The organism is Streptomyces narbonensis, assembly GCF_014649015.1.
Lineage (GTDB): Bacteria > Actinomycetota > Actinomycetes > Streptomycetales > Streptomycetaceae > Streptomyces > Streptomyces narbonensis.
Window position 1 is genome coordinate 210,814 of the sequence record NZ_BMSF01000011.1, and the last position, 19,051, is coordinate 229,864.

Sequence of the window (19,051 nt, forward strand, 5' to 3'; positions counted from 1 at the left end):
TTCATCACACGCCGTCAGGCGTAATGTTCAGACATGGACCGCCGCATTTTCGGGCTGGAGAACGAGTACGGCGTCACGTGCACGTTCAGGGGACAGCGCCGACTGTCTCCTGACGAAGTGGCGCGCTACCTCTTCCGCCGTGTCGTGTCATGGGGCCGCAGCAGCAATGTCTTCCTGCGGAACGGTGCCCGCCTGTACCTGGACGTGGGTTCGCATCCGGAATACGCAACACCGGAATGTGACGACGTGACCGAACTGGTCACCCACGACAAGGCGGGCGAGCGCATTCTCGAGGGCCTGCTCGTCGACGCCGAACGCCGCCTGCACGAGGAGGGAATCGCGGGCGACGTCTATCTCTTCAAGAACAACACCGACTCGGCCGGAAACTCCTACGGCTGCCACGAGAACTATCTCGTCGCCCGCCACGGGGAGTTCTCCCGGCTCGCGGACATCCTCATTCCCTTCCTCGTCACCCGGCAGCTCATCTGCGGTGCGGGAAAGGTCCTCCAGACCCCGCGTGGCGCGGTCTTCTGCGTCTCCCAGCGTGCCGAGCACATCTGGGAGGGCGTCAGCTCCGCCACGACCCGCTCGCGACCCATCATCAACACCCGGGACGAGCCGCACGCCGACGCCGAGCGCTACCGCCGGCTCCACGTCATCGTCGGCGACTCGAACATGTCCGAGACGACCATGCTGCTCAAGGTCGGCGCCACCGACCTGGTGCTCCGCATGATCGAGGCCGGCACCGTCATGCGCGACCTGACCCTGGAGAACCCCATCCGGGCGATCCGCGAGGTCAGCCACGACATCACGGGCCAGCGCAAGGTCCGGCTCGCCAGCGGCCGTGAGGCCTCCGCCCTGGAGGTCCAGCGCGAGTACTACGAGAAGGCAGTCGACTTCGTCGACCGGCGCGGCATCCGCTCCGGCACCGTCGCGCAGGTCCTGGAGCTGTGGGGCCGCACGCTCGACTCGATCGAGAGCGAGCGGCTCGACCGCATCGAGACCGAGATCGACTGGGTCATGAAGCACCGGCTCATCGAGCGCTACCGGGCCAAGCACAACATGACCATGTCGAACCCGCGAGTCGCGCAGATAGACCTCGCCTACCACGACATCCACCGCCGACGCGGGCTCTACTACCTGCTGCAGAAGAACGGCCAGGCGGCCCGGATCTGCAACGACATGAAGATCTTCGAGGGCAAGTCGGTGCCCCCGCAGACCACCAGGGCGCGGCTCCGCGGCGACTTTATCCGCCGCGCACAGGAGCAGCGCCGGGACTTCACCGTCGACTGGGTCCACCTGAAGCTCAACGACCAGGCGCAGCGCACCGTGTTGTGCAAGGACCCGTTCCGCTCCGTCGACGACCGGGTGGAAAAGCTGATCGCCGGAATGTAGGACCGGCGCGTACGAGCCCCGGGGCCCCGCACGATCGACGTGCGGGGCCCTCGACGTGACAGGAGGAGCACCAAGGGGGTGTCTTGCCGATCAGACCCCGCGAGCCCGGCCTGATCGGCAAGACACCCCCTAGAGTGTCGGCACAACTACTGTGCCGTCTGAGATCTGAGGAACACGTGCGCCGACTTGCCGGCCTTCTCGTCGTCCCGCTGCTGCTGCTCTCGACAGCGGCGTGCGGCAGCGACGACAAGGGCTCCGATTCCGCTTCGATGAAGAACGGGCTGCCCGCCATCACCGCGGGGGCCAAGTTCGGCGAGAAGCCGACCCTCTCCAAGGGCGAGGGCGACCCGCCCAAGGAACTGAAGGTCAACGTCATCAGCGAGGGCGACGGCCCGGTGACGAAGAAGGGCGACGCGCTCTCGGTGAACTACCTGGGTCAGGCCTGGGACTCCACCACCCCCTTCGACAACAGCTTCGACCGCGGCGAGCCCTTCAGCGTGACGCTGGGTGAGGGCCAGGTCATCCAGGGCTGGGAGCAGGCCCTCGAAGGCCAGAAGGTCGGCAGCCGCATCGAGGTCGGCATTCCGCCGGCGCTCGGCTACGGCGAGAAGGGCTCGCCGCCGAAGATCGAGCCCAACGCCACCCTCGTCTTCGTGGTGGACATCCTGAAGGCCGTCACGATCCCCAAGTCCGCCACCGGCACCCCGGTCGCCCAGGACAACAAGGACCTGCCGAAGGTCGGCACGAACACCGACGGCAAGGCGCCCACGCTCACCGTCCCCAAGGTCGACCCGCCGACCAAGCTCGTCTCGAACTACGTGCTCGAGTCCAAGGGCGAGGTCGTCAAGGAGACCGACACGGTCGTCGTGAACTACGTCGCCGCCCTCTGGAAGGACGGCAAGGTCTTCGACTCCACGTACACCACGGGCAAGCCCGCGAACTTCCCGCTCTCGCAGCTCACGCTGACGGGCCTGAAGAAGGGGCTCGTCGGCAAGAAGGTCGGCAGCCGCGTCCTCATCGTCGCCCCGCCGGCCGAGGCCTTCGGCGACAAGGAGCAGCAGGGCATCCCGAAGAACTCCACGCTGGTGTTCGCCGTGGACATCCTGGCGAAGGTGTAAGACTGTCCCGATCGCGTAGTTCATCAGTATGAGGAGCAGTTCAGTGAGCATCGAGAAGCCCGAGGTCGACTTCCCGGGTGGCGAGCCGCCGAAGGACCTGAAGATCAGGGACATCTGGGAGGGTGACGGCGCGGAGGCCAAGGCCGGCGCCACCGTCTCCGTCCACTACGTGGGCGTCGCCTTCTCCACCGGCGAGGAGTTCGACTCCTCCTGGAACCGCGGCACCCCGCTGCAGTTCAAGCTCGGCATCGGCCAGGTCATCTCCGGCTGGGACCAGGGTGTCCAGGGCATGAAGGTCGGCGGCCGTCGCGAGCTGATCATCCCCGCGCACCTCGCCTACGGCGACCGCGGCGCCGGCTCCGCGATCGCCCCGGGCGAGACGCTGATCTTCGTCTGCGACCTGGTCGCCGTCTGATCCGTCCCGCCGACCGGTACCGGTCGCTCCGAGGGCCCCCGCCACCCGTGGCGGGGGCCCTCGGCTTTGGTCCCGACACCCCGGGGCGGTACGGTCGGACGTCCGACAAGTGGAACCGGCAAAAGAGGTGCGGGGCGTCGATGGCGATTGCCAAGTCCGAGCGGCTGATGAATCTCGCGCTGTGCCTGCTCGGGACGCGCCGCCCGCTGAGCAAGCGGGAGCTCCGCGGCTCCATCGAGGCCTACCTCGAAGCGAGCGGGGACGACGCCTTCAACCGGATGTTCGAGCGCGACAAGGACGACCTGCGCGAGCTCGGCCTGGTCATCGAGACCGTCGAGAACCTGGAGGGCGAGACCGGCTACCTCGCCCGCCGCGACTCCAACCGCCTCCCGCCCATCACCCTCGACGCCGAGGAGGCCGCCGCCCTCGGCCTCGCCGCCAAGGTCTGGCAGCAGGCCCGGCTCGCGGGAGCCGCCAGCGGCGCCCTCCAGAAGCTCCGCGCCGCCGGCATGCCCGAGGCGGAGGACTCGTACGACGTCCAGCCGAGCGCCCTCGAACCCCGCATCCCGGTCCACGAGGCCGCCTTCGAGCCCCTCATGCTGGCCTGCCGCGACCGCCGGCCCGTCGTCTTCGACTACCGCAAGGCCAACGCCGCCCGCCCCGAGACCCGCCAGGTCGAGCCCTGGACCCTCGAATGCTGGCGCGGCCACTGGTACCTCGCCGGCTGGGACCGCGACCGCGGCGCCGAGCGCGTCTTCCGCCTCTCCCGGATCACCGGCAAGGTCCGCTCCCGGGCCGGCGCCTTCACCGCGCCCGTGCCCGACGTCGTCACCGTCCGCGAGACCGTCGAGAGCTGGGCCGGCGAGACGGCCACCCGCTCCGCCCGGATCCGGCTGCGCGCCGGCTGCGGCTACCCGCTGCGGGCCCGCGCACAGTCCGTACAGGTGGGTGACGACGGCTGGGACGAGCTGGAGATCCCGTACGGGCACGGCCTCGACGCCTGGCTCGTCGAGTTCGGCCCCGACGTCGTCGTACGGGAACCCGCCGACCTGCGGGCGGATGTACTGGACCGGCTGCGCGCCGTGGCCAAGGGCTGAGGGGGAGACGTACACATGGCTGCCAACGCGATCGACCAGACGAGGCGGATGCTGTCCCTCGTCACCTATCTCCGCGAGCGTCCCGGCGCGCACGTCGCCGACGTCGCGCGCGCCTTCGGGATCACCGAGGACGAGCTGATCTCCGACCTGGACGTGCTGCCCATGTGCGGCACCAGCTTCCGCGGCGGAGACCTGCTCGACATCGACACCGACGGCGACCGGATCTGGTGGCACAACCCCGACGACGTCGCCGCGCCCCTGCGGCTCGCCGCCGACGAGGCGACCGCCCTCCTCGTCGCCGCCCGCGCCGTCGCCACCCTGCCCGGACTCCGCGAGAGCGACCGGGACGCGCTGGTCCGCGCCACCGCCAAGCTGGAGGCCGCGGCCGGCGAGGCCGCCGGGGCCAGCTCCCGGCTCTCGGTCACCTTCGAGTCCGAGGGCGGCGTCTTCGCCGAGGTCGACCGGGCCATCTCCGAGCGCAGACGGCTGTGGGTGCGCTATTACTCGCCCGCCCGCGACGAGCTCACCGAGCGCGAGGTCGACCCGATCCGGCTCTTCGCCGTCGGCCACACCTACATGGAGGCGTGGTGCCGGCTCTCCGAGGCGCGCCGCACCTTCCGGCTCGACCGGGTCGTCGAGATCCGGCTCCTCGACGAGCACGCGGCCCCGCCCGAGCTGGAACTGCGCGACCTCTCCGAGGGGCTGGTCCAGCCCTCCGCCGACGACCCCGAGGTCGTCGTTGAGGTCGGCCCCGGCGGCCGGTGGGTCGCCGAGTACTACCCGCACGACCAGGCCGAGGAACTGCCCGACGGCGGCCTGCGGATCACCCTGCGGACCCCGGACCCCGCCTCGCTGCGGCGGCTCGCGCTGCGCCTGGGCAGCGACGGGCGGATCGTCGCACCGCGTGAGCTGGCCGACAGCGCCCGGGAGGCGGCGACCGCCGCGCTCGCCGCGTACGAGGGCGTGTGACGTTCTCCGCCGCGAGGACGCTGTTGCAGATGTAGTGCCGATTCGGTTGTTGCCGTGGGAATTGAGGGAGATGTCCGCCATGCCTGGTCTTGCCGCGACGATGGCCCCGGTCCTCTTCAAAGCCGGCTGCCCCGACTGCCGGGCCCGCTTCGAACTCTCCGCGAGCGCCCTGCGCCTCGCCATCGGCGCCAGCCGGCGCACCACCTTCTACTCCTTCACCTGCCCGGAGTGCGGCAGCTCCGTCCGCAAGCCCGCCGGCGAACGCATCGTCGAGCTCCTCACCGGCGGCGGCGTTCGCACCCTGCGCCTCCACACCACCGTCTGAACGATCCGTACCCGCTCAAGGTCTAGGCTCTGACCATGTTCTGGCCCATGCTCGCCATCGCCCTCGGCTTCCTCGGCATCGCCGTCCTCGGTGTCCTCGGCATCAAGGTCTTCCTGGAGGTCCAGCGCCTCGGCCGTCAAGTGGCCCGCACCACAGAACGGATCACCCAGGCCGCCGAAGAGCTCGAAACGGCCGCCGTCGGACTGGCCCGAACCGGCGAGACACTGCGCTGAGTCGGTGCCGTACGCTGCAATAAGCGGCCTCGGTCCGGGCTCGTGGTACGCAATCGGGAGTATGCACGGGCATTGCCTCGCGTTTACTCCTGCGGGTTACGATCGCAGGCAGCGCGGTGGCCGGACGCATGTCCGACCCGCCGGGCACGCAACCATGCCGCCTCGGTGAGAAGGTAGACCACAGCCATGTTCCGTCAGATCGGCCCCCTCGAGATCAGTCTCATCCTCCTCGTCATCGTGCTGCTCTTCGGTGCCAAGAAGCTCCCGGAGATGGCCCGCTCCCTCGGCAAGTCCGCCCGCATCCTCAAGAGCGAGGCGAAGGCGATGAAGTCGGAGGGTGGCGAGACCGCTCCTGCCGGCCCGCCTGCCGACCAGGCGACCCCCGCCCAGCGCACCATCAAGGCCTCGCCCGGCGACGTGACCTCCGCTCGTCCCGTCACCGAGACCACGGACACCAGCCAGCGCTGATCCGGGCCCGACCCGATCGCCCCAAGGTCGCCGCAGGGCGGCCTGCCCGCATGAGATGAGGACGTGGGTTGCCCAAGTCTGCCCGCACACCGAAGGAGAAGGATCCCGAGGGGCGGATGCCGCTCGCGGACCATCTGCGTGAACTGCGCAACCGTGTGGCCAAGGCGATGCTCGCGATCGTCGTGGCCTCTGTCGTGGCCGCGTTCTTCAGCCAGCAGCTGATGGACCTTCTGTCCTCGCCTGTGCCGAAGTGCCCGCCTGACACGTCGGTGTCGGAGAACACCGGCGGGCGCTGCGTGATCATCGCGTACCAGACCATGCTGTCTCCCTTCACCTCGACGGTGAAGGTGGTCATGCTGGCGGGCGTGATCGCCTCCACGCCGGTCTGGCTGTACCAGCTGTGGGCGTTCATCGCGCCCGGCCTCCACAAGAGCGAGAAGAAGTACACGTACTACTTCGCCGCCGCCGCCGTACCCCTCTTCGCCGCCGGCACCTACACCGCGTACCTGATCATGCCGGTCAGCGTGAAGGTCCTCATCAGCATCACGCCCGATGTGGCGTCGAACTTCCTCTCGCTCGACGACCTCCTGGATTTCACCACCCGCATGGTGCTCGTCTTCGGTCTCGCCTTCGAGCTCCCCCTGCTGCTGATGATGCTCAACTTCACCGGAGTGGTCACGGGCAAGCGCATGGCCGGCTGGTGGCGGGCCATGATCATGGGCACTTTCGTCTTCGGCGCCGTGGCCACACCGTCCACCGACCCGCTCGGCATGATCGCCCTCTCCGGCCCCATCATCGCCCTGTACTTCCTCGCGGTCGGCGTCGCCCTCCTCAACGACCGGCGCCGGAACCGCAAGAACCCCGACGCCGCACTCGACGACGACGAGGCCTCCGTCCTCGACCTCACGCCCGAGGCCCTGGGCGCCATCGAGCCCGTCCCCGCCGCTCGGGCCCTGCCCGAGCAGGCCACCGGACCGGGGGAGACCGGGGGATCCGCGGTGCACCGGCTCAACGGGTACGACGACATCACCTGATCTTGTGAGGCCCCCCGGACCCGGTCCGGGGGGCCTCTGCGTGCCCCGATCGGTCCCCGGAGCATTGCCCCGATAAAGATCGCGTCACTGTCAGAGGTGGCGGGTAGGCTCGACAACAAGATGACAGAGGACCTCACACCAGCCGAGGCGTATGCGGCCGCCCTCGCCCGAAACGCCGAGCAGGCCACCGCGCTGTTCCCCTTCCGCGAGCTCTACGACTTCGACCTGGACCCCTTCCAGATCGAGGCCTGCAAGGCCCTCGAAGCGGGCAAGGGCGTGCTCGTCGCCGCGCCCACGGGCTCCGGCAAGACCATCGTCGGCGAGTTCGCCGTCCATCTCGCCCTCAGCCAGGGCCGCAAGTGCTTCTACACGACACCCATCAAGGCGCTGTCGAACCAGAAGTTCGCCGACCTGGTCAAGCGGTACGGCGCGGACAAGGTCGGCCTCCTCACCGGCGACAACAGCGTCAACGGCGACGCGCCGATCGTCGTCATGACCACCGAAGTCCTCCGCAACATGCTGTACGCGGGGTCCCAGGCCCTCTCCGGCCTCGGCTACGTGGTCATGGACGAGGTGCACTACCTCTCCGACCGCTTCCGCGGCGCCGTCTGGGAGGAAGTGATCATCCACCTCCCCGAATCCGTCACGCTGGTCTCACTCTCCGCGACCGTGTCCAACGCCGAGGAGTTCGGCGACTGGCTCGACACCGTCCGCGGCGACACCGAGGTCATCGTCTCGGAGAGCCGTCCCGTCCCCCTCTGGCAGCACGTCCTCGCCGGACGCCGGATGTACGACCTCTTCGAGGAGGAGACCGACCACGGCGGCCGAGGCTCCGCCCGCCGCGAGGTCAACCCCGACCTCGTCCGCCTCGCCCGCACCGAGAACTCGACGTACAACCCCCGTGACCGGCGCCGCGGCAAGATGGTCCGCGAGGCCGACCGCGAGCGCGAGCGCCGCCAGCGCTCTCGCATCTGGACGCCCGGCCGCCCCGAGGTCATCGAGCGCCTCGACGCCGAGGGGCTGCTGCCCGCCATCACCTTCATCTTCAGCCGCGCCGGCTGCGAGGCCGCGGTCCAGCAGTGCCTCCACGCCGGACTCCGCCTGAACAACGAGGAGGGACGGCAGCGCGTCCGCGAGATCGTCGAGGAGCGGACCGCCTCCATCCCCACCGAAGACCTCCACGTCCTCGGCTACTACGAATGGCTCGAAGCGCTGGAGCGGGGCATCGCCGCCCACCACGCCGGCATGCTCCCCACCTTCAAGGAGGTCGTCGAAGAGCTCTTCGTCCGCGGCCTCGTGAAGGCCGTCTTCGCCACCGAGACCCTCGCCCTCGGCATCAACATGCCCGCGCGCTCGGTCGTCCTCGAGAAGCTCGTCAAGTGGAACGGCGAGCAGCACGCCGACATCACCCCCGGCGAGTACACCCAGCTCACCGGCCGAGCCGGCCGCCGAGGCATCGACGTCGAAGGCCACGCCGTGGTCCTCTGGCAGCGCGGCTTCGACCCCGGTCACCTCGCCGGACTCGCGGGCACGCGCACGTACCCCCTGCGCTCCAGCTTCCGGCCCTCGTACAACATGGCGGTCAACCTCGTCGACCAGTTCGGCCGGCACCGCTCCCGCGAGCTCCTGGAGACCTCCTTCGCGCAGTTCCAGGCCGACCGCTCCGTCGTGGGCATCTCGCGCCAGGTGCAGAAGAACGAGGAGGGCCTGGAGGGCTACCGCGAGGGCATGACCTGCCACCTCGGGAACTTCGAGGAGTACGCGCGGCTCCGCCGCGACCTCAAGGACCGCGAGACGGAACTGGCCAGGCAGGGCGCCGCCCAGCGGCGCGCCCAGGCCGCCGGCTCGCTGGAGAAGCTCAAGCCGGGCGACATCATCCACGTCCCCACCGGCAAGTTCGCGGGCCTCGCCCTCGTCCTCGACCCCGGCATCCCCGCGGGGCGGACCAACGGACACCGCGGCTTCGAGCACCACGACGGACCCCGGCCCCTCGTCCTCACCGCCGAGCGGCAGGTCAAGAGGCTCGCCTCCATCGACTTCCCGGTCCCCGTCGAGGCGCTCGACCGCATGCGGATCCCCAAGTCCTTCAACCCGCGCTCGCCGCAGTCCCGCAGGGACCTGGCCTCCGCACTGCGGACCAAGGCCGGACACGTCCACCCCGAGCGGCACCACAGGCAGCGCGCTGCCGCCGCCGACGACCGCGAGATCGCCAGGCTGCGCACCGCGCTGCGCGCGCACCCCTGCCACGGCTGCGACGAGCGCGAGGACCACGCCCGCTGGGCCGAGCGCTACCACCGCCTCCAGCGCGACACCCAGCAGCTGGAGCGGCGCATCGAGGGCCGTACCAACACCATCGCCCGGACCTTCGACCGGATCGTCGCGCTCCTCACCGAGCTCGACTACCTCCGCGGCGACGAGGTCACCGACAACGGCAAGCGGCTGGCCCGGCTCTACGGCGAGCTCGACCTGCTCGCGAGCGAGTGCCTCCGGGACCGCGTCTGGGAGGGGCTCACCCCTGCCGAACTCGCCGCCTGCGTCTCGGCCCTGGTGTTCGAGTCGCGCCAGGCCGACGACGCCGTTGCGCCGAAGCTGCCCACGGGCGACGCCAAGGCGGCGCTGGGCGAGATGGTGCGGATCTGGGGACGTCTCGACGCCCTCGAAGAGGAGTTCAAGATCAACCAGGCGGAGGGGGTCGGCCAGCGCGAGCCCGACCTCGGCTTCGCCTGGGCCGCCTACCAGTGGGCCTCCGACAAGAGTCTCGACGAGGTGCTCCGCGAGGCGGACATGCCCGCCGGCGACTTCGTCCGCTGGTGCAAGCAGGTCATCGACGTCCTCGGACAGATCGCCGCCGCGGCGCCCAAGGAGAACAGCACGGTCTCCAAGAACGCCCGCAAGGCCGTCGAAGCGCTGCTGCGGGGCGTCGTCGCCTACAGCTCGGTGGGCTGACGGTTCCGGCCCTTCCGGCCGCCTTTCCGACCGGTGCCCGTGGCGATCACGCCACGGGCACCGGTCGTTCCGTCCCCTGTGCGCCGGGTTGTCCACAGGGCGTCGTCCACAGGGGTGGCGCCCGGGTCGGCCCTTCCGCTTGCATGGACTCGCACACGGGGAAGGCCAGTTGGGGAGGGGACGCACATGACCACGCAAGCCGGTCAGGACGCCGAGGCACGCGGCGACACGGCACAGCCGACAGCACGGATCGTCGACGGTCCACGGGGGCTGCCCCTCCTCGGCAACCTGCCCGCCTTCGGCAAGGACCCCCTCGGCTTCTTCGAACAGCTGCGGGAGCGCGGTGACTTCGTCCGCTGGCGCTTCGGCCGCGGCCCCGCCCTCTTCATCGCCCACCCCGACACCGTGGGCGAACTCCTCACCGAGGTCGAGCGCACCTTCGACCAGCCCGACCTCGGTATCGCCTTCCGCACCCTCCTCGGAAACGGGGTCGTCGTCGCCAAGGGCGCCGACTGGCGGCGCAAGCGATCCCTCGTCCAGCCCTCCGTCCGCCCCAAGCAGGTCCGGTCCTATGCGGCGACCATGACCGAATGCGCCGTCGCGCTCGCCGACCGGTGGTCCGACGGACAGCCCATCGACGTCAAGAAGGAGATGGCGGCCCTCACCCAACTCATCGCCGTCCGAACCATCTTCGGCGTCGACACCGCAGCCGACGCCGAGGCCATCGGCCGGGCCATGGACATCGCCCAGCAGGAGATCGGCGCCGAGTTCAGCGGCATCGGAGCGCTCCTGCCCGACTGGGTCCCCACGCCCGGCCGCGCCCGCATCAAGCGCGCCACCGCCGTCATCGACGCGGAGGTCTCCCGCGTCGTCTCCCGTCACCGCGACGGCGACACCGAGCGCCCGGACCTCCTCAGCCGCCTGCTCGCCGCCCGGGACGAGTCCGGCGCCCGGCTCTCCGACCAGGAGATCCGGGACGAGACCGTCACCCTCTACATCGGGGGCCACGAGACGACCAGTTCGACCCTCGTCTGGGCCTGGCACCTGCTCTCCCGTAACCCGCGGGTGCGCGACGCCCTCGCCGAGGAGCTCGACCGGGTCCTCGCCGACCACGAACCCGGCTACGACGACTACGCCTCCCTCCCGTACACCCAGGCCGTGGTCAAGGAGACCCTCCGTCTCTACCCGACGATCTGGCTCATCACCGGGATCGCCAAGGAGGGGGCAACCCTCGGTGGCAGGCCCGTCCCCGTCGGCACCCGCGTCTGGTCCAGCCAGTGGGCCACGCAGCGCGACCCCCGCTGGTACGGGGACGCCGAGGCCTTCCGGCCCGAGCGGTGGCTCACCACCGAGGACGGCGGCCCCGCCGAGGAGATACCCGAGTACGCCTGGTTCCCCTTCGGCGGCGGCCCCCGCGTCTGCCTCGGCACCCGCTTCGCCCTCGTCGAGGCCGTCCTGGTGCTGGCCGTCCTCGCCCGCCGCTACCACCTGGACCTCTTCACCGACGACATACGTCCGGTCCCCAGCCTCACCCTCCAGCCGGACCGTGAGGTCATCGCCACGGTCCACGCCCGGGGCTGACGCCCCGACGGGTGCCGGGGGTGGGGGCACAGCCCTGCCGCGACCGCCGTGCACACTGTCCGGATCCTGCCTACCGGCACTGGCGGGCAGCGGCCGCACGCGGCCCGATCACCGTGCAGTCGAAGACGGGACCTGGTCCGTGACCCGGGTCTTCCAGGATCGGGCCGCGAGGAACAGTGGCAGGCCGATGGGGGAGAGAAGGATCGTCAGGAGGAGGAGCGGGCCCATCAGGAGGGGGGAGAGGGTGAGTCGGCGGGCCTCGCGGTACATCCACTGGCCGAGGAGCAGGTCCCAGGCGAGGATCTGAGCCCAGACCGCGCCCGCTCCGTTCGGGAGTGCCGTCAGCTCGCGGAAGGTGTCGATGTCGGGGCTGCTGACCGCCGTCCACATCTCCGGCATCACGGGGGCGGCCAGGACGGCCCAGAGCGCGAGGAGCGGGAGGACGGTCAGCGGCGACGCGGCGACGCGTTCGGTGGCCCGCCGGCCCGGCGCGAAGATCATCAGGAGCCAGACGGGCGCCGCGAGGAGGAACGCCAGCTCGAAGAGGAATCCGGTCATGCCGAGACTTCCTTGGTGGATGCGGGGGACGGGGTGGGGGCGGGGGTGGGGGCCCGGAGGGAGAGGGCGGTCGCGGCGGCGCCGGCCAGGACGATCGTTCCTGCCGCGGCGAGCGTCGGGGCGTCCGGTGAGAACAGGGCCTGACCGCGCAGCGCCTGCCAGGTCAGCAGGGCGAAGACCGCTGCGTACGTGCCGGCGGCCGTGAGCGTGAGCCGCAGCCTCACCCGCTCGTCGGCGAGGCGGGCGAAGCGCGGTGCGAGAGCGGCCAGGACGAGCAGGAGCAGCGGGATCAGCTGGAGCGCGTGCATCCCGAAGAAGTGAGGGATGCGCAGGTCGCCGCCGGTGGTCGACCAGCCGGTCAGCGGCATGGAGGGGCCGCCGTCCGGCACCCCGACGCTGTGGGCGCCGCTGATCGGGGGCTCGTCGACCGCCAGCTGCTCCGGGGTCGGAGCAGTCATCAGGAAGCCCACGGCAGCGCCCGCGAGGGCGATGAATGAGGAGAGGCGGACGGCCCAGGCGGTGGCGCGGTCGAGGATCCTGGCGCGCAGCAGGAGTACCGCGATGACCAGGGCGCTCAGCCACAGGACGGCGATGCTGGCTCCCATGATCTGGAAGACGGCGTTGTCGAAGGGAGTCGCGTGGTTGAAGTGGCTCTGGGTGCCGCGGATCACCTGGAGGGTGATGAGCGCCATCTCGATCAGCAGGGCGACGGCGATGACGGTTCCTGCCCACCAGCCGACGCGGTGCACGCGGAGGGGCGGGGCGAGCAGGGAGAGCATCCAGGCGAGCGAGAGCGTGTAGGCCGCCAACGAGACCGAGAACTTGAACGGCTTGGTCCAGATCGGTACGCCCACCAGGATCCGGTCGTCGACGAGCAGGCCGACGGCGGAGACGAGCGCGAGGGCGACCATCGAGCCGGCGAACCAGACCAGCGGTCGGTGCAGCCGGGCGAGCGGGCCGAGTAAGGGTGACGAGGACGTGCGGAGTGGAGACATGCGGATTCCCCCGTGGGTTATGGATAGTGACACTCGCCGCTATCTGATAGCGCCACTATCTATGATGGAGGTGTCGGTCGGCAAGGCCGTCGAAGGACCGGAGAGGTGAACGCGCGGTGCGCATCGGAGAGTTGAGTCGCAGGGCCGGGGTGTCCGTGGCGACGATCAAGTTCTACGTACGGGAAGGGCTGCTGCCGGCCGGCGAGTTGACGAGCCCGAACCAGGCCTCGTACGGAGAGGCCCACGTCCAGCGGCTCCGGTTGATCCGGGCGCTTCTCGACGTGGGTGGCCTGTCGGTCGCGGCGATCCGTGAGGTCATCGTGGCGGTCGACGACCGCGAGCGTTCGATGCACAAGGTGCTGGGCATCACGGCGAACCGGTTGGTGCCCCGCTACGACCGTGAGTCGGACGCCGCGATCGAGGAGGCGCGGAAGAGGGTCGCGGAGCTGGTCGCCGCGCGCGGCTGGCAGGTCTTTCCGGACAACCCGGCGGGGGAGGCGCTCGCGGCGGCCCTCGCTGCGCTCGACGACGTCGGCCACGGCCGGTTCGCCGAGATCCTCGACGCCTACGCGGACGCGGCGGAGCGGGTGGCGCGGGCGGACATGGACTACGTGGCACACCATGTGGCGCGCGAGGCGCTCGTCGAGAGCGCGGTCGTCGGTACGGTCCTCGGTGACGCCATCTTCGCGGCCCTGCGGCGACTGGCCCACGTGGACGCCTCGAATCGCGTCTTCGGCCGGCCCGGCGACGACGAGGGGGCGACGGAGCCGACGTGATGGCGTGAGGTCACGTCATGCCGAGAGGGGGGTGAGGCCCTCGGCCCCACCCCCCTCTCCACGTGATCGGAGCGTCAGTTCTCCTGCTCGCGCTCCACCTGGTCGTTCCACTCGCGCTTGATCGCGCGCCAGGCCTCGTCGGTCTTGCCCAGGCGCCAGTACCCCGAGATCGACAGCCGCTCGCGCGCCACCCCGCGCTCCATCCGCAGGTGACGGCGGAGGTCCTTCACGAAGCCCGCCTCGCCGTGGACGAAGGCGTGCACGTCGCCCGCAGGGAAGTCCAGCGCCCGCACGGCCTCGACGACGGCCTCGCCCGCCGGACGGTCGCCCCGGTGCAGCCACGTGACGTCCACGCCGGCCGCCGTCGCGAACTTCTGCTCCTCCGCGGCGTCCGAGACCTCCACGAAGGCGTGCACGCGCGCCCCCGAGGGCAGCCGCTCCAGCGCCACCGCGATGGCCGGCAGCGCGCTCTCGTCGCCCGCGAGCAGGTGCCAGTCCGCCGCCGGGTCCGGCGTGTAGCCGCCGCCGGGGCCGAGGAAGCGCATGGTCTCGCCCGCCTGGGCCCGCGCCGCCCAGGGGCCCGCGAGCCCCTCGTCGCCGTGGACCACGAAGTCGATGGTCAGCTCGCGGTGGACCGGGTCCCAGGCGCGTACCGTGTACGTCCGCGTCGTCGGCCACTGCTCCCGCGGGAACTCCTCCCGGATCCGCTCCATGTCGAAGGGCTCCGGGTAGGTCACCCCCTCCGGGGCGAACAGCAGCTTCACGTAGTGGTCGGTGTACTCGCCGACCTCGAAGGCGTCGAGCCCGGGGCCGCCCAGGACGACCCGCACCATGTGCGGCGTGATCCGCTCGGTGCGCACCACGCGTGCTTCGGTGGCTTTCGGTGCCTTGCGGGCCGGCTGCTCTGCCACGAGGGTCTCTCCTGACTCGATGAACTTAGGTATGCCTAAGCTAGCATCCTGTGACGCTGTCGCCCAGAGTGGATCAAGAAAAGGTCAGCGCGTCAGCACCGGCAGCAGCCGGCCCACCGCCCCGCCCAGGCCCCACCGCTTCACCAGTGCGTCCAGCGCCGCCGGGTCGCGGGGCTCAGCGGGCAGGGCCGGGTCGAACTCCGGCAGCGGTACGTCGCCGGCGACCCGCACCACCGTCGGAGCCACGTCCAGGTAGGCGGCCGCCTCCACGATCCCGCGCCGCTTCGCCGGCGTCAGCTTCGACGTCCGGTCCTCGGCCGCCGCCCGCACTCCCGCCAGATCGCCGTACTCCGTGATCAGCTGCGCGGCCGTCTTCTCGCCGATGCCCTTCACCCCGGGCAGCCCGTCGCTCGCGTCCCCGCGCAGGGCCGCGAAGTCCGCGTACTGGTCGGGGCGCACGCCGTACTTCGTACGGATCAGCTCGTCGTCCACCAGGTCGCAGTCGCCGACGCCCTTCCGCGGGTACAGCACGCGCACCCCGCGCGCGTCGTCGACCAGCTGGAACAGGTCCCGGTCGCCCGTGACGATGTCCACCGGCCCGGCGGCGCGCCCCGCCAGGGTCCCGATGACGTCGTCCGCCTCGTACCCCGCGGACCCGACCCGGGCGATCCCGAGCGCCGCGAGGACCTCCTCGATCACCGGCACCTGCGGGGAGAGCGTGTCGGGGATCTCCTCCACGTCCGGGCCGGTCTCCGTCTCGGTCACCACCCGGTGCGCCTTGTACGAGGGGATCAGGTCCACCCGCCACTGCGGCCGCCAGTCCTCGTCCCAGCAGGCCACGAGTTCGTCGGGGCGGTGGTCCTGGACGAGCCGGGTGATGAAGTCGAGGAGTCCGCGCACGGCGTTCACCGGGGTGCCGTCCGGTGCGCGGACCGAATCCGGCACACCGAAGTAGGCGCGGAAGTACAGGCTGGCGGTGTCGAGGAGCATCAGGCGTCGCGTCACCCTCCGATCATGCCCCACCCCTCCGACAGCGCCAGGGGCGCGCCGTGCGCCGCCGATCCCCGGCAACGGGAGTGACCCCCGTCACCTTTGCGTTTGCACCCTGTGAAGCCGGGCAGGCGCGAGCCCGGAGCGGAACCCGGTACGGAATTCAACTACGAGAATCCCCGTACGCGACGGGCCGCGGGCCGATCCCGCCCGCTCCACGGCCCGGCCGCGCGGGGGTGGCGGGCCGTTCTCGTTGCTACCCGTGAGGTGTATGTGTCCAGGCTCCAGGCCGACCACCTGTACAAGGTGTTCGGCAGACGACCCGACGAAGCCGTCCGGCGCCTCGCCGACGGTGCCGACCGCGACGAACTGCGCGGCGAAGGGACGACGGCCGCCGTCGTCGACGCCGGCTTCGTCGTCGAACCCGGTCAGATCTTCGTCGTGATGGGCCTGTCCGGATCCGGGAAGTCCACCCTCCTCCGCATGCTCAACGGCCTGCTCGAACCCACCGCGGGACGGGTCCTCTTCGACGGCCGAGACCTCACCGCGCTCTCCCCCCGCGAGCTGCGCGCCGTCCGGGCCACCAAGATCAGCATGGTCTTCCAGCACTTCGCGCTCTTCCCGCACCGAAACGTTCTCGAGAACGCCGCCTACGGCCTGGAGGTCCAGGGAGTCCCGCGCGCCGAGCGCGAGACCCGAGCCGCCGAGGCCCTCGAACTGTGCGGGCTCGCCGGCTGGGAGAAGTCCTGGCCGGACGAGCTCTCCGGCGGCATGCAGCAGCGCGTCGGCCTCGCCCGCGCCCTCGCCACCGACGCCGACCTGCTCCTCATGGACGAGTCCTTCAGCGCGCTCGACCCGCTCATCCGCCGCGACATGCAGGACCAGCTCCTCGTGCTCCAGCAGCGGCTGAAGAAGACCATCGTCTTCATCACCCACGACCTCAACGAGGCCATGCGCCTCGGCGACAGCATCGCCGTCATGCGCGACGGCCGGATCGTCCAGCTCGGCACCGCCGAGGACATCCTCGTCCGCCCCGCCGACGACTACGTCGCCTCCTTCATCCAGGACGTCGACCGCTCCCGGGTGCTCACCGCCGCCGCCGTCATGACCGACGGAGCCGTCCCGGCCGACTGTCCCGAGGACTGCTCCTGCCGGCCCGTCGGACCCGACACCCTCGTCGCCGACCTGTGCGCCGTCGCCGCCCTGGCCCCGCACCCCGTGACCGTCCAGGACTCCGACGGCTCCGTCCTCGGAGTCGTACCGACGGAGCGTCTCCTCGCCGTCATGGGCGGGCTCGCGAGCGAGGAGGTGACCGCCCGTGCCTAGGCTCCCCCTCGGTGACTGGACCGACAGCTCCGTCGACTGGCTCCAGGCCCACCTCTCCTGGCTCTTCGACGCCGTCAGCAGCGGCGTCACCGGCCTCTACGACGGCATCGACGCCGTCCTCTCCGCACCCCAGCCGCTGCTCTTCGCCGGCATCCTCGCCGTCGTCGCCTGGTGGCTGCGCGGCCTCGCCGCCGGCGTCCTCGCCTTCGCGGGCTTCGCGCTCGTCGACTCGGTGCAGCTGTGGGACGAGGCGATGGCGACGCTCTCGCTCGTCCTCGTCGCCACCCTCGTCACGCTGGTGATCGCCGTCCCGCTCGGCATCTGGGCGGCCCGCTCCCAGACGGTCAGCGCCGTCCTGCGGCCCGTCCTCGACTTCATGCAGACCATGCCGGCGATGGTCTACCTCATCCCCGGCATCATCTTCTTCGGCGTCGGAGTCGTCCCCGGCATCATCGCCACCATTGTCTTCGCACTGCCCCCGGGCGTCCGGATGACCGAGCTCGGCATCCGCCAGGTCGACGGCGAACTCGTCGAGGCCGCCGAGGCCTTCGGCACCACCCCGCGCGACACCCTCCTGCGCGTGCAGCTCCCGCTCGCCCTGCCGACGATCATGGCGGGCGTCAACCAGGTCATCATGCTCGGCCTGTCCATGGTCGTCATCGCCGGCATGGTCGGCGGCGGCGGCCTCGGCGGCGCGGTCTACCGCGCCATCGGCAACGTCGACATCGGCCTCGGCTTCGAGGCCGGCGTCTCCATCGTCGTCCTCGCCATGTACCTGGACCGGATGACCGGCGCCCTCGGCCGGCAGGTCTCCCCGCTGGGCCGCCGCGCCGCCGCCAAGGCCCGCGCCGCGCTGAGCGCCAAGCGCCCCGGCGCCAAGCTCTGGGCCCACCGCCCGCAGCCCGTCACCGCCCTCGTCGGCGTCGTCGTGCTCGCCCTCGTCGCCGGCGGTACGGGTTTCCTCGGCCGTTCCGGCGGCGCGACCTCCACCACCGCTTCCGGCCAGGACAGCGGCCACGGCAAGAAGATCAGCATCGGCTACATCCCCTGGGACGAGGGCATCGCCTCCACGTACCTCTGGAAGGAGCTCCTGGAGCGGCGCGGCTACGAGGTCGACACCAAGCAGCTGGAGGCCGGCGCCCTCTACACCGGCCTCGCCGGCGGGCAGCTCGACTTCCAGACCGACGCCTGGCTGCCCGTCACCCACGCCCAGTACTGGGAGAAGTACCGGAACAAGCTGGAGGACCTCGGCTCCTGGTACGGCCCCACCTCCCTGGAGCTCGCCGTCCCCTCGTACGTGAAGGGCGTCGACTCGCTCGCCGACCTCAAGGGCAAGGCGGGACAGTTCAAGGGCCGCATCGTCGGCATCGAGCCCAGCGCCGGAATGATGGGCATCCTCAAGGACAAGGTCCTCAAGGAGTACGGCCTGGAGGGCGAGTACGAGGTCGTCGACGGCTCCACGCCCGGCATGCTGGCCGAGCTGAAGCGTGCGTACGAGCGCAAGGAGCCGGTCGTCGTCACGCTCTGGTCCCCGCACTGGGCCTACTCCGCCCACGACCTGAAGAAGCTCACCGACCCCAAGGGCACCTGGGGCAAGGGCGACGGCGTCCACACCCTCGCCCGCAAGGGCTTCGCCGCGGACAACCCCGAGGTCGGCGCCTGGCTGAAGGACTTCGAGCTCACCGAGAAGCAGCTCACGGACCTCGAAGCCGTCATCCAGGAGACCGGCAAGGGCAAGGAGCAGCAGGCCGTCCGGACCTGGCTGGACCGCAACCCCGGCCTCGCGGAGAAACTCGCCCCCCAGTAGAGGCTCTTACCAGTGGCCTCGCTGGAGGCCCCTCGCTCACTGGCCGAAAAGGTGTGGTCGCCGAACGTGTTCGGCGACCACACCTTTTCGTCACGACGCGAAACCCC

At 70.7% G+C, this 19,051-nt stretch carries 18 protein-coding genes; 14 read left to right on the forward strand and 4 right to left on the reverse strand.

All coding sequences use genetic code 11. The annotated features are described in order from the left end of the window. Positions 1–33: 33 nt before the first annotated feature. The 11 genes from pafA to IE124_RS22470 all read left to right on the forward strand — a co-directional run bounded on the left by pafA (position 34) and on the right by IE124_RS22470 (position 11,581). Positions 34–1,395, forward strand: a complete 1,362-nt coding sequence (gene pafA, locus IE124_RS22420; RefSeq protein ID WP_150271912.1) for a Pup--protein ligase — start codon at positions 34–36, stop codon at positions 1,393–1,395. 176 nt (positions 1,396–1,571) lie between these two features. Then, positions 1,572–2,513 (forward strand): FKBP-type peptidyl-prolyl cis-trans isomerase, encoded by a 942-nt coding sequence (locus IE124_RS22425; protein WP_189509681.1) that lies wholly within the window; start codon positions 1,572–1,574, stop codon positions 2,511–2,513. A 43-nt stretch (positions 2,514–2,556) separates the two neighbouring features. Then, a complete protein-coding gene (locus IE124_RS22430) occupies positions 2,557–2,928 on the forward strand; it encodes an FKBP-type peptidyl-prolyl cis-trans isomerase (RefSeq protein WP_189509682.1) in 372 nt (123 codons plus the stop codon). A gap of 140 nt (positions 2,929–3,068) precedes the next feature. Then, the gene (locus IE124_RS22435) at positions 3,069–4,025 is read left to right on the forward strand and encodes a helix-turn-helix transcriptional regulator (RefSeq protein ID WP_055644456.1); all 957 of its coding nucleotides are present in this window, start codon (positions 3,069–3,071) and stop codon (positions 4,023–4,025) included. Between the two features lie 15 nt (positions 4,026–4,040). Then, the gene (locus IE124_RS22440; protein ID WP_189509683.1) at positions 4,041–4,994 is read left to right on the forward strand and encodes a helix-turn-helix transcriptional regulator; all 954 of its coding nucleotides are present in this window, start codon (positions 4,041–4,043) and stop codon (positions 4,992–4,994) included. Between the two features lie 79 nt (positions 4,995–5,073). After that, positions 5,074–5,319, forward strand: a complete 246-nt coding sequence (locus tag IE124_RS22445) for a CpXC domain-containing protein (protein WP_370468798.1) — start codon at positions 5,074–5,076, stop codon at positions 5,317–5,319. Between the two features lie 35 nt (positions 5,320–5,354). After that, positions 5,355–5,552: a hypothetical protein gene (locus IE124_RS22450; RefSeq protein ID WP_056650224.1), complete on the forward strand. Its 198-nt coding sequence runs from the start codon at positions 5,355–5,357 to the stop codon at positions 5,550–5,552. Positions 5,553–5,738: 186 nt separating this feature from the next. Then, entirely contained in the window at positions 5,739–6,020 is a 282-nt protein-coding gene (tatA, locus tag IE124_RS22455; protein WP_189509685.1) for a Sec-independent protein translocase subunit TatA, read from the forward strand. A 68-nt stretch (positions 6,021–6,088) separates the two neighbouring features. Then, a complete protein-coding gene (gene tatC / locus IE124_RS22460) occupies positions 6,089–7,054 on the forward strand; it encodes a twin-arginine translocase subunit TatC (RefSeq protein WP_229832689.1) in 966 nt (321 codons plus the stop codon). A 120-nt stretch (positions 7,055–7,174) separates the two neighbouring features. Beyond that, on the forward strand, positions 7,175–10,000 hold the full coding sequence (locus tag IE124_RS22465; protein WP_189509686.1) for a DEAD/DEAH box helicase: 2,826 nt from the start codon (positions 7,175–7,177) through the stop codon (positions 9,998–10,000). Between the two features lie 186 nt (positions 10,001–10,186). Continuing rightward, complete coding sequence (locus tag IE124_RS22470; protein ID WP_229832691.1) at positions 10,187–11,581, forward strand: cytochrome P450; 1,395 nt, start codon at positions 10,187–10,189, stop codon at positions 11,579–11,581. Between the two features lie 108 nt (positions 11,582–11,689). On the opposite strand, the gene IE124_RS22475 is transcribed toward IE124_RS22470, so the two are convergent. Together IE124_RS22475 and IE124_RS22480 are read right to left on the reverse strand one after the other, a co-directional pair. Next, positions 11,690–12,139: an ABA4-like family protein gene (locus tag IE124_RS22475; RefSeq protein ID WP_189509687.1), complete on the reverse strand. Its 450-nt coding sequence runs from the start codon at positions 12,137–12,139 to the stop codon at positions 11,690–11,692. Further along, a complete protein-coding gene (locus IE124_RS22480) occupies positions 12,136–13,050 on the reverse strand; it encodes a hypothetical protein (protein WP_189509737.1) in 915 nt (304 codons plus the stop codon). The genes IE124_RS22475 and IE124_RS22480 overlap by 4 nt, the downstream gene beginning before the upstream one ends. Before the next feature lie 200 nt (positions 13,051–13,250). Between IE124_RS22480 and IE124_RS22485 the strand changes: the two genes are divergently transcribed. Next, the gene (locus tag IE124_RS22485; protein WP_189509688.1) at positions 13,251–13,910 is read left to right on the forward strand and encodes a MerR family transcriptional regulator; all 660 of its coding nucleotides are present in this window, start codon (positions 13,251–13,253) and stop codon (positions 13,908–13,910) included. A gap of 74 nt (positions 13,911–13,984) precedes the next feature. Here the strand turns inward: IE124_RS22485 and IE124_RS22490 are convergent, their stop codons facing one another. Further along, positions 13,985–14,821, reverse strand: a complete 837-nt coding sequence (locus tag IE124_RS22490; protein WP_189509689.1) for a siderophore-interacting protein — start codon at positions 14,819–14,821, stop codon at positions 13,985–13,987. Positions 14,822–14,905: 84 nt separating this feature from the next. Beyond that, positions 14,906–15,811: a 5'-3' exonuclease gene (locus IE124_RS22495; protein ID WP_189509738.1), complete on the reverse strand. Its 906-nt coding sequence runs from the start codon at positions 15,809–15,811 to the stop codon at positions 14,906–14,908. Between the two features lie 273 nt (positions 15,812–16,084). Between IE124_RS22495 and IE124_RS22500 the strand changes: the two genes are divergently transcribed. Next, positions 16,085–17,137, forward strand: coding sequence for a quaternary amine ABC transporter ATP-binding protein (locus IE124_RS22500; RefSeq protein ID WP_189509690.1), 1,053 nt, complete (start codon positions 16,085–16,087; stop codon positions 17,135–17,137). Beyond that, on the forward strand, positions 17,130–18,944 hold the full coding sequence (locus tag IE124_RS22505; protein ID WP_189509691.1) for an ABC transporter permease/substrate binding protein: 1,815 nt from the start codon (positions 17,130–17,132) through the stop codon (positions 18,942–18,944). The genes IE124_RS22500 and IE124_RS22505 overlap by 8 nt, the downstream gene beginning before the upstream one ends. Positions 18,945–19,051 lie beyond the last annotated feature (107 nt).

Excerpts from the sequence above, each read along its gene's own strand:
- pafA (WP_150271912.1), top strand. The coding sequence starts at position 34 with ATGGACCGCCGCATTTTCGGGCTGGAGAACGAGTACGGCGTCACGTGC.
- IE124_RS22435 (WP_055644456.1), top strand. The coding sequence starts at position 3,069 with ATGGCGATTGCCAAGTCCGAGCGGCTGATGAATCTCGCGCTGTGCCTG.
- IE124_RS22440 (WP_189509683.1), top strand. The coding sequence starts at position 4,041 with ATGGCTGCCAACGCGATCGACCAGACGAGGCGGATGCTGTCCCTCGTC.
- IE124_RS22445 (WP_370468798.1), top strand. The coding sequence starts at position 5,074 with ATGCCTGGTCTTGCCGCGACGATGGCCCCGGTCCTCTTCAAAGCCGGC.
- IE124_RS22450 (WP_056650224.1), top strand. The coding sequence starts at position 5,355 with ATGTTCTGGCCCATGCTCGCCATCGCCCTCGGCTTCCTCGGCATCGCC.
- tatA (WP_189509685.1), top strand. The coding sequence starts at position 5,739 with ATGTTCCGTCAGATCGGCCCCCTCGAGATCAGTCTCATCCTCCTCGTC.
- IE124_RS22465 (WP_189509686.1), top strand. The coding sequence starts at position 7,175 with ATGACAGAGGACCTCACACCAGCCGAGGCGTATGCGGCCGCCCTCGCC.
- IE124_RS22470 (WP_229832691.1), top strand. The coding sequence starts at position 10,187 with ATGACCACGCAAGCCGGTCAGGACGCCGAGGCACGCGGCGACACGGCA.
- IE124_RS22475 (WP_189509687.1), bottom strand. The coding sequence starts at position 12,139 with ATGACCGGATTCCTCTTCGAGCTGGCGTTCCTCCTCGCGGCGCCCGTC.
- IE124_RS22480 (WP_189509737.1), bottom strand. The coding sequence starts at position 13,050 with ATGGTCGCCCTCGCGCTCGTCTCCGCCGTCGGCCTGCTCGTCGACGAC.
- IE124_RS22495 (WP_189509738.1), bottom strand. The coding sequence starts at position 15,811 with ATGCTCCTCGACACCGCCAGCCTGTACTTCCGCGCCTACTTCGGTGTG.